The organism is Alteromonas sp. ABH4_456 (assembly GCF_056160645.1).
Window position 1 is genome coordinate 196223 of record NZ_JBSWXO010000010.1, and the last position, 10721, is coordinate 206943.

Annotated in this window: 8 protein-coding genes and 1 pseudogene; 6 read left to right on the forward strand and 3 right to left on the reverse strand. The window is 48.6% G+C overall.

Annotation, left to right across the window (positions count from 1 at the left end; translation table 11 throughout):
• Positions 1-76: 76 nt before the first annotated feature.
• On the reverse strand, positions 77-1699 hold the full coding sequence (locus ACXAG2_RS15910; RefSeq protein WP_474868561.1) for a PAS domain-containing sensor histidine kinase: 1623 nt from the start codon (positions 1697-1699) through the stop codon (positions 77-79).
• Between the two features lie 266 nt (positions 1700-1965).
• Between ACXAG2_RS15910 and ACXAG2_RS15915 the strand changes: the two genes are divergently transcribed.
• Entirely contained in the window at positions 1966-3114 is a 1149-nt protein-coding gene (locus ACXAG2_RS15915) for an AI-2E family transporter (RefSeq protein WP_474868537.1), read from the forward strand.
• 9 nt (positions 3115-3123) lie between these two features.
• Here the strand turns inward: ACXAG2_RS15915 and ACXAG2_RS15920 are convergent, their stop codons facing one another.
• Together ACXAG2_RS15920 and ACXAG2_RS15925 are read right to left on the reverse strand one after the other, a co-directional pair.
• Positions 3124-4377, reverse strand: a complete 1254-nt coding sequence (locus ACXAG2_RS15920) for a DEAD/DEAH box helicase (protein ID WP_474868540.1) — start codon at positions 4375-4377, stop codon at positions 3124-3126.
• Positions 4378-4433: 56 nt separating this feature from the next.
• Positions 4434-6524, reverse strand: coding sequence for a UvrD-helicase domain-containing protein (locus tag ACXAG2_RS15925; protein ID WP_474868563.1), 2091 nt, complete (start codon positions 6522-6524; stop codon positions 4434-4436).
• A 128-nt stretch (positions 6525-6652) separates the two neighbouring features.
• On the opposite strand from ACXAG2_RS15925, the gene ACXAG2_RS15930 reads away from it, so the two are divergent.
• The 5 genes and pseudogenes from ACXAG2_RS15930 to ACXAG2_RS15950 all read left to right on the forward strand — a co-directional run.
• Positions 6653-7297, forward strand: coding sequence for an MBL fold metallo-hydrolase (locus tag ACXAG2_RS15930; protein WP_474868542.1), 645 nt, complete (start codon positions 6653-6655; stop codon positions 7295-7297).
• 80 nt (positions 7298-7377) lie between these two features.
• Entirely contained in the window at positions 7378-7956 is a 579-nt protein-coding gene (locus tag ACXAG2_RS15935) for a YceB family lipoprotein (protein WP_474868544.1), read from the forward strand.
• Positions 7957-7961: 5 nt separating this feature from the next.
• On the forward strand, positions 7962-8828 hold the full coding sequence (locus tag ACXAG2_RS15940) for a lysostaphin resistance A-like protein (RefSeq protein WP_474868547.1): 867 nt from the start codon (positions 7962-7964) through the stop codon (positions 8826-8828).
• 16 nt (positions 8829-8844) lie between these two features.
• Positions 8845-9936, forward strand: coding sequence for an MBL fold metallo-hydrolase (locus tag ACXAG2_RS15945; RefSeq protein WP_474868549.1), 1092 nt, complete (start codon positions 8845-8847; stop codon positions 9934-9936).
• A 206-nt stretch (positions 9937-10142) separates the two neighbouring features.
• A pseudogene (locus ACXAG2_RS15950) lies at positions 10143-10406 on the forward strand (IS30 family transposase); the annotation flags it as partial.
• Positions 10407-10721 lie beyond the last annotated feature (315 nt).

Below are 10721 nucleotides of genomic sequence, written 5' to 3' on the forward strand. Positions count from 1 at the left end.
TTTTATTGTCTTAAAGAATAAACAACAACGAAAAGTTTCACAACTTACAGCCCGTGCTTTTTAAAACGGTTGTGTATTAATTGAGGCGGGCCTTCACTTTAAACCTGATGATAAATTCAACGCCTTCATTCTCTGTGCTGTTACACGCAATTGAACCGCCCAGGGCATTAGTCACAATATTGTAAGTAATATTCAGCCCCAGACCTGTGCCGCCATGCCCCCGGTTAGTGGTGAAAAACGGGTCGAAAATCCGGCTCAGATTTTCCTTACTGATCCCCTTGCCGTTATCCCGGTATTGCAGCAGGTACATATCATCTTCCTGTTCACTGATTGCAATGGAGATATTACCTGACTCACGATCCTTAAAGCCGTGATTGACAGAGTTTACAATCAGATTGGTGATGACCTGTGAAAGCAGGCCGGGGTTAGTAATCACGTTCATGTCGTCGCGGCATTCGGTCGCCACCACCACGTTCGCCTTACGTAACACAGATCCCAGGCTGAACAGGACTTCATTCACGTACTGACTGAGATTGACTTCGCGATCTTCTTCACTGGTTTGATCAACAGCCACCTGTTTAAAGCTGCGCACCAGCTGGGCCGTTCTGTCGATGTTTTTCTTTATCATGCCAGCCAGTTCACTGGCGCTGTTGAGATAATCTTCAAAATCGTTTTCTGTCAGGTTTCCCTGTTCGTAACGGGCATGGATATCGCGGCACTCTTCCATCAGTTGGGTAATACCGGTAAGACCTATACCCACCGGCGTATTAATCTCATGAGCAACGCCGGCAACCAGCGACCCGAGGCTGGCCATTTTTTCTGACTCCACCAGCTTGCTTTGTGCCTGTTTCAGGCTTTCAATGGTTTCCGACAAACTGCGGTTTGTTGCATTCAGCGCTTCATTTCTGCTGATGATTTTTTCCTGCAGGGCTTTCTTTTCGGAAATATCGCGGGTGATAGCATAAATAGCCGGCCCGCCATTCAATTTAATTTCAATGACGATGATCTCAGTCCAGAAAAGTGAACCGTCCTCCCGCTGGTGCAGCCACTCCAGCGTTTTGTTGCCGTATCCGGCAACTTGTCTGGCATTGTCGGCTACCACATCCACAGAGCGGCGACCATCGCCTTGATACTCCGGTGAGAGGTCCATAGGCGTAAGGCCAAGTATCTTCTCTTTTGAGGTATAACCGAACATATCCAGCAGAGCTTTATTGCAATCAATAAACTTGTCATTAACCAACAGGCTCAGACCATCTTTGGAATCATTAAACAGCGTTTCAAAGGTATTTTTCTGCTCTGCCAGTTCCAGCTCCAGGGCTTTCTTTTCAGAAATATCCCGCCAGTTGGCATAAATCACATCCTCGCCGTTCATGACCATTTTGGTCAGAATGATTTCCACCCGCAGGGTATCGCCGCCCGCACGCTTTACAATCCATTCAAAGCGCACACTCCCCTCTTGCTGGCATTTGGCCACCAGTGTCAGCCCCTTCTTTACCGAAGACATGCCGTCGTATTGCGTTTCAGGGGAAAAATCTAAAGGGGTTTTACCGATAAAATCATCTCTTTGCTCAACACCTACCAGTGCCAGCATGGAATCATTGCAATCTACAAAGACTTCATTCTTAAAAATTGCCAGACCATCTTTTGAATTTCTGAAAACTGTTTCGAATCCGTTCTTACGATCGTTTACGTCATTCATCACGGCAATACCTGCAAAATAAAGCTCCGGCGCAGTAAAAATAAAGTTCTGGGCTGCAACAGAATTGAAATTACATATCGGTTAAAAATATTGTTTAAAGTTAGCAAAGAAACGGCAGTTTGCCACTGCCAGCCCGGGTAATTCGTCTAATACCGCAGGTTTTACCATGTCGAATCATTTCATTGTCAGGTGAACCGAACGATTCCGTTAGCGTAATCATTGCATGACAATTTTGTAACCAAGCGGGCACAGGCCGGGACCGGGTAATGGAAAGCAAGACAATAAAGAAAAGGACAATCAGCGACAGTCGTTCTGTTCCCTATTTACGTGAAGCAAGACAAACACGGTTGCTAAAAACCTTGCTGATACTGGCGGTGATCTACACCCTGTATCTTGCCAAATCGCTGCTCATCCCTTTGTTCTTTTCCGCATTTATCGCGCTGCTGCTTAGCCCGCTGGTCCGCATTGGCAGAAAATTCTATGTTCCGCCGTCCCTGTCCGCCTCGGTACTCATGGTATTGCTGGTAGCGCCTTTCACCTTTTTGGGACTAGAACTCGCAGAACCTGCCGGGCGGTGGATGCACTCGCTGCCTAAGATTGCCGGTGAAGTGGTTACAGAAATGGAAGAATTAAGCGACAGCCTCACTATCCAGGAACCAGCTCCGCCTGCCGAAAAAGAAGAGAAATCCTTTTTTGACTGGTTCGGTGATGATGAAGAAGTTAAGCCGGAACAACCGCAGGAAAACATCGTTACCGGCAAACTGAAGCAAAGCGGGATGGAAGTCGCTATCACCATAATGAGTACAGCTCCCCTGCTGCTGGCACAAATTTTCGGCTGTATGATTCTTATCTTTTTCCTGCTGGTGTATGGCCCTGCGCTATTTAATGTGTTCATCCGTGACTTTCCGGTCGTCACCAACAAGCGCCGTGCGCTGGTTCTGGTAAACCACATACAGCGGGAACTGTCTGCTTACATAATAACGGTGAGTATGATCAACGGTCTGCTCGGCGTCGCCACAGCTATAGCCCTCACCTACATCGGCGTTGAAGATGCGATTTTATGGGGTTCACTGGTAGCGCTGCTGAATTTCGTTCCCTACCTTGGCGGTTTGGTAAGTTGCAGCATATTGCTGGTTGCCGGCGTGGTGCAGTTCGGTCTGGTTGCGACGGCACTGTTACCGGCGTTTGCTTTTATGTGCATTAATGTTGTGGAGTCTCAGCTTGTCACGCCTACCGTACTGGGAAGAAGTATGCGGTTGAATCCGCTTATCATCATTCTGTGGCTGTCAGTGGCCGGCTGGCTGTGGGGCGTTGTGGGTGTACTGCTTGCTGTGCCCATTTTGATGAGTTTTAAAATTATCCTCGAAAATCTTGGCAGTCTGCCCCACTGGGTCAAGCTGATCGAGTCGAAATAGCCCGCCGGTTCATCGCCGGCGGCGGGGCTTGCCGGACTTACGCTTGCCTTTATTATCCTGACCCAATGCTTTCGCTCTGAGGGCTTTTTTCGATAACGGCCGCTGGCTGCCGGAGGCGTCTTCCTGTCCTGATGGATCAGGCTCAAACCCCGGCTCCCACTGCAATACCGCGCTGTCGCCGGTGAGCTTTTCAATCTCTTCAAGCAGATACTTTTCTTTGCCACAAAGCAGCGATACGGCGATACCAGCCTGACCGGCACGTCCCGTGCGGCCAATACGGTGGATATAGTCTTCAGCGTTATAAGGTAACTCATAGTTAATGACGTACTGCAAAGACTGAATATCCAGCCCCCGTGCCGCAACGTCAGTGGCTACCAGCGCCCGCACCTGTCCGGCTTTAAATGCATCAAGCCCCCGCTCTCTCGCGCCCTGAGACTTATCACCATGTACACCGGCGGCACTGATCCCGTCTTTTTCCAGCTCAGCGACCAGTTCATCCACCGCCTGCTTTGTACGGGTAAAAATAAGCACCTGCTGCCAGTTTTTAGCACCTATCATGTAGGCTATCAGGCCGGCTTTACGCTTTTTATCCACTTCGTAAAAGCGTTGCTCCACCTTATCTGCCGTGGCGTTGCGCGGCGCAACTTCAATCAGTTCCGGTGAGGTGAGCAGCGAGTCTTTCAGTGCATACACTTCATCATTAAATGTGGCAGAAAAGAACAGGGTCTGACGCTGTTCAGGCAAGCGTTTCAGTACCCGCTTAATATCGGTAATAAACCCCATATCCAGCATGCGATCGGCCTCATCAAGCACAAAAGTCTGCAGCGTGCTCAAATCAATCAACTCTTTAATAGCCAGTTCCAGCAAGCGTCCCGGCGTTGCCACCAGCACATCGCACCCCGCACTTAAAGCTTCAATCTGCGGATTAATACTGACGCCGCCATAAGCGACTACGGTATTGATATCAAGGCCATCACTGTATTTCACAAAGCTCTGATAAACCTGCTGGGCCAGTTCACGGGTAGGCGTGAGCACCAGCACACGAAGTGCTTTTTCACCGGCATCCTGCTCCAGTAAACGCTGGATAAGCGGCAACGCAAAAGCAGCCGTTTTTCCAGTACCGGTTTGTGCACCTGCCATCACGTCCCGACCAGCCAGTACATGAGGGATAGCCGCCTGCTGAACCGGCGTGGGCGTGTGATAACCCAGTGCATCGAGCACAGCCAAAAGAGACGGATGAAGATCTGAATCGGAAAAACGCATTAAAAATACCGCTAAGTATAAACAGGAACCGGACTATTCTAACCCGGTTCGGTAGATTACTGTGAACGGGAATGTGCCTGCAATGCCGCAGATGCCACGCTGATGTTGTATTTAGTACTGAGCAGTTCGGTAACAAATTCTGACGGCGAAACGGGATCAGCAATGATGTAACACTTGTGCTTTGCGCGGGTGAGTCCCACATACATCAGCCGCCTTTCTTCGGCGTGGGGATAAGTATCAGACGAGGGCAACAGTGCTTCGATAAGCGCATCTTCCCTGCCACCGCCCGGAAATCCGTTCTTGCCACCGGAAAAACCAATCAGAATGCAATGATCTGCTTCCAGCCCCTTAGATTTATGAAAACTCCAGAAATGCACATTGTTGTTCAGGTTTTGTTTGCTCAGTGCGTGTTTTGCTTCATCCAGCAGAAAGTTATAGCGGGCAATCACTGCCACTGTACTTGCAGGTTCATTGCTGCGGATTTTGCTGACGACTTCCGCTACGCGCTCGACTACCCCGTTTTCATTACCCGGTTTATCATCCAGCAGAAAGATCTGCGGCGTATCCGTTATGGTATGTGTGTCGATGGACTTCCTGAACTGCTCCGGATTTTCCATGATAAATTGACCGGCGGTGTCAGCGATGCTGTTATTGTAGCGAAACGTTTTTTGCAGTTTGGTTTCGGTATAGCTGCCGCCAACTTCCCCGAAGCGGGTGGTCAGCGAAAGCTTACCGCCGGAGAACCGGTAAACAGACTGCCAGTCATCTCCCACCACCGTAAGCGATGTTGCCACACCGTTTGCCTTTGCTCTATCCACCAACGCTGTGATCAGCGCCATCCTTGACGCAGAAATATCCTGAAATTCATCTACCAGAATGTATTTCCAGCGCGGGATAAACGTCCCTTTTTCAACTAACTCTGTCGCCCGGGTGATCAAATCATCAAAATCGATGCAATCCTGCCGCTTAAGTTCGTTCACGTAGTCTTTATGAAGCACACAGAGTAAACCTGCAATTTTCCCTGCCGGTTTTATACCCGTCTCCGTCAGCCGTTTGCTGACACCTGATCTGTTTAATCCCTCTACCCGCATCGCCTGCAAAGCTTTAGTAAGCAGTTCTGTCGCGGCAGTTATCAGCACCTGCCCGCTAAGTTGCGTCTCCCGACCTTCCTGCACAGAAAGCATAGTAATTAAAAGCTGTTCGCGGGCAGCGTCTTCTGCGGTGTACTCCTTTACCCATTGCGCTATCCACGTCTTTAATTCCACGCTGTTTTCAGCAAATACACTGATTTGTGTGGAACGCCCTGCCTCCTGCAAAATCTGCCGGCCAAGTGCATGAAACGTCCCAACTTGCGGTTCAGCATCCAGTTTAATAGCGTGTGTCTGCGCTTTATCCAGCAAACGCGCTTTCAGCTCCAGGGACGCAGAACGGTTATAGGCGAGCACCAGAATGTCCTGCGGCTTTGCAAGATCACGGTCAATCAGGTCCAGCGTTTTTGCCACCATGACCGAAGTTTTCCCTGTTCCGGCAGCCGCCAGTACCATGTTTCTGTCGTTGGAACGCAGCACCGCCAGACGCTGTTCAGTGGTTAAGGGGTTCGACTCAACCGTATCAAAAAATCCACAGCGGGCTTTCAATTGCAATTGCTCGTGATACGACCGCAACTTTGCCATATCGAAGGGATACAGACTCAGAATATCTTCCACCGCAGCAATAGCATCTGCCGAAAGCATGGTTTGCCAGTCAGCCTGATAATTACTGTAATCTCTGTACAGGGAATCAATAAGTGAACGCAGTGCTTCTTCCTGCGAGTCTTTAGGGTATTGCAGCTTTACGCTGTCATTAAACTCAGTAAAGACAGCCTGCAAATAGGCCTTTAAATGCCTGCGGATAATTTTATTCGCTGCTGCCTGTAACGCCTCCACGTTTTCAGACTTAAGAAACCGGTAGCGGACTGTCGTCTTTGCACCTTCCAGTCGCAGTTCATCACCCAAAAACCGTTTCTTTACCTTAAATAGCGTGCGGACTGAGGCCAACGGAAGATATTTGTCTTTTCTGCCGCGATGAGTAAAAACCAGGTTTTCGTTAGTGAGGGTGAGTGTAGGTTTACCAAATAATTTGCCGGCAAAATTAGGCCGGACAGCCATGTCTGACAACAACAACGTCCTTTCTTTTGTGCATCACTGTGCAGGAATGAAAACCGGTATTCTACACTATCTTCAGTTCTTGCTGTGCTGTTGCTAGAATGCGGGAAACACTTTTGCCGGACCATCCTGTGAACATACGCGTTATTCCTGTTACTCCCTTTGCACAAAATTGCTCCCTCATCTGGGATCCTGACACCATGAAAGGGGCACTTGTCGATCCCGGTGGCGACAGCAGCAAACTGTACGATGCGGTAACGCAAAATGGTGTAACCATAGAAAAAGTTATCCTCACCCACGGACACCTCGATCACGTAGGCGCGACTACTGAAGTGGCATCCCATTACAATGTGCCCGTTATCGGCCCGCATACCGGCGATAAATTCTGGCTCGACGGCCTGCCAATGCAGAGTCAGATGTTTGGCTTTCCGCCCGCCACACCGTTTGCGCCGGACCAGTGGCTGAACGACAAAGACACAATAACCGTGGGCAACCTTACACTTGAGGTGCTGCACTGTCCCGGCCATACACCCGGTCATGTGGCGCTGGTGGAAAGAACCACCAATACGGTCATTGTGGGCGATATCCTGTTCGCCGGTTCCATTGGCCGTACGGATTTTCCGCAGGGAAATCATCAGCAACTCATCGACAGTATCCGCAGCAAACTGTTTACTCTGCCTGATGAAATGAAAGTGTATCCCGGCCACGGCCCGACCAGCACCATCGGGCATGAGCGCAAAACGAATCCATTTGTGGCAGACAGTAAATTTGGTTGATGTGACCGTCCCGCTGGCAAAACACATTTAGCGCAAACCGCGCTGGTAAGCCGGCTTTCTGTATCTAATCCGGAGTCTTTATGAATAAAATATCAGCCAGCCGCCTATTAGTGGTTTTAGTGTGTATCATCATCGCCGGTTGCAGCACGCTGGCTTCTCTTGCGTCTTACAGCGTAACCAGCGCAGAACTGCAACGGGAGCTGGATAAACAGGTTACCAGCCTACAGGAACAGGCTTCTATCGTCGGAATTCCCATTCTGCTGGAAGTCAACGACATGCAGGTGAATGTGGGGCCGGACAACCGTCAGACCATTCAGCTCATTGCTGATGCCACTGCCACCTTGTCGGTTCTGGGACTCACTTACCCCGCCAAAGTGAAGCTGGATGTCGAAGGCATGCCTTATTATGACTCAAGCAAAAAAGCGGTATTCATCCGCTCACTGGTGCTCAACGACACCACCGTGGATGCAATGGGCTATCGCGGCAATCTCGCGCCTGTAAGCAGTAAAGTAATGGGGCTGCTGAATCAGTTTTTAATGGATCAACCGGTGTATGAAGTGAAGAACGTCCCCTCCGGTTATGCGTGGCTGACAAACATGCCGCTGTCGATGACCGTTGAGTCCGGGAAGATTGTGTTCCGTCCGCAAAGCGCGGATTAACACGGGTGGCAGAATACTATCTGGTAGTATCCGCTTTACTCATTGCCAGCGCATTTAGTGCTTCTCAATGGGTAAAGTTTGGCCTGCCTTTTTTGCTGCTGTCAGCGCTCTGCTTCGTTACCCTGTCTCCCGTATTTCTGATTTTTGTTGCTTTGTATATTTATGTCACCCGGAGCCTGAGTGCGCATCAGAATAAACAGGCTAACCCGTGGATAACCAGACTCTTTCAACTGATGTGGTTCGTACTGAGTGCTGGACTCATCATCCATAAACTTCCCGGTTACCAGGGGCTTTTAATAGCAGAGGACATTACCCTGAAAGCCGGCAGTTTACCCGCCAGCTTTTATTTGAATGTAGACAAAGCCTTGTTTAGCTGGTCAGCACTGTGCTTTGTTCCCATTATTAAACGTAGCTTCCCCTCAAACCCCCGGGTTAGATGGTGGATGCCGGCTTTGTTAGTGCCATGTGGTATCAGCGCGGTTGTAATGATTGCGGTAAGCACAGGCATCGTCACCTGGCAAATTGCAGTGCCGGCATGGTTTCCGCTGCTCGCACTTTCTAACCTCATCAACACCTGTGTAGCAGAAGAGCTGTTATTCCGCGGCCTGCTGTTTAAGTTTGTAACCAATAAACTGCCCGCCAAGCTTTCATCAACCACCCGTAATTTACTGGTACTAGCCATAACCAGCGCAGTATTTGGTCTCGCCCATTTTGCAGGCGGCACCAGTTACATGATAGTCGCTACAGTGGCAGGGTTACTTTACGGAACCGTGTATCTACTTACCGGACGCATTATTTTTGCCGTGCTGACACACTGGTTACTGAATATCACTCATATGCTGGTGCTGACTTATCCTATGACGGATGTATGAATTGAAGAACAGAAAAATGAGAACAGCAGTCCGCCTTATCATGTGCCTTGTCATCACTAGTTCATTAAGCGGCTGCAGCGTATTTTCAAAACCAAACTCGATAGAAAAGATACTTTCTGAATCCGGTCCGGTTACCAAAGCAAGTGACGGCAGATATCAAAATAGCTATCCGGGAGAAAAGGAATATCCGGTAACCTGTGAAGAAAACTGTTACCCCGATACACCACAATTGAAGTGTGACGAAGACAATAGCCTTTGCATCTTCATTGGTGAGAGTCCGGAAAATGAAGAGGAGTATGGTTTCAATATAACCTGGCTTGGTCATGCCAGCTTTCTGGTTACACTGCCAGATTCCACAACGTTACTCTTCGACCCTGTAAGTGAACAATTTGACTGGCCCATAGACTGGCTGCATGCATTAAGCGGCGGCATGATCCGACAGCCACCCGATTGGCCAGATACAGCTACATCAGGTGTCGACGCAGTGCTGTACTCACATTTGCACTACGATCACTTTAACAAAGCGGACATTAAAAAACTTGGAAGTGAACCCACTTATTTTGTGCATCAGGATACTGCCAGTTACCTGCCAGAGAACGGACTTTCCATCAAAGAAATGAGCTGGTTCAGTGATTACCAGACAGGTGCAGCAACGATAAGTGCAGTACCTGGGCATCATTTCAACAGCCGCTTCTGGGTGCCTCTCATTTACGAAGATAACGAAAAAGCGCTGTGGGGAGGCTGGCTTGTAGAGCACCAAGGTAAAAAGCTATTCTTTGCAGGCGACACCGGATACTCATCCCACTTTAAAGACATAAAGCAACGATATGGCAGCATAGATGTTTGCTTGCTGCCCATTGCATCCTACTATCATCCGGAATATGCAAAATGGTACCGGTACGTTCATCTCACACCAGAAGACGCACTTGTTGCCGCTAAGGACCTTGGCTGCAAAGTGATGATTCCGTGGGGCTACGGAAATGCCAGCTGGCAAATGGGCGACCATTCTTCCCATTCTCCGCTAAAGCGTTTATTGAAAATGCATCAGGAGGTAAACACAACCCTGCCATTGGTGATCCTGAATGAAGGAGAGAGCGTGGCGCTGTAGTTTAGTTTCGGCTTAGGAATAGTTTGCATTCAGGCCATGAGCCCAGATCAAGAGAAAACAACTGGGGTATTTTGACAATGGTAGAATGTTTCCCAGTTTCTCTATTAATGACTGACCGCTGAAAGCGATTAGTAAGACAGTCCGCTACAGACCTTGAGTTCAATTGGTGAGCGCAACGCTATCCTTATTTAAGGAGGAATGTTGCCATGAAACAAAGAAAACGTATCTATTACTCACCAGAACAGAAAGCACTTATTTGGGACAGATATAAGCGAGGTGATTCGCTGCATGATATCGCTAGAATGTTTGACCGCTTTCATTCTTCTATTATGCCAACCATTTATCAAACTGGTGGGTATCGGCCACCAGAGCGAAAAAGACATCCGCAATCTCTCTCGCTTGATGAAAGAGAAGATATATCACGATGCTTAGTCAGTAAACAATCCATTCGAGAAATTGCCAGTATTCTTTTGAAGTAGAGGTTTTTATATGCCCTTAGCTCACCATCTGACAACAAGTGGACGTGAAGCTTTTGGATTGGACAATAAATCCAGTGACGGCGACCGATTTGATTCACATCGCGAACAGTTAAATATGATTCATAATCATCTAAGTTATGAATCAACTTTTTCCACTTATTTAGTTTCTTAATTGTCTCTGGTAAGGCTGTAACAACAAGTTTAGACATATGCAAGTGCGTATTCCGTTTTACTTGAACAGCCATTCCGGTTTTATTTGAACACCTCAGATCAACGCATCGTTGGCTAGCTGATTTTTACCTTAAG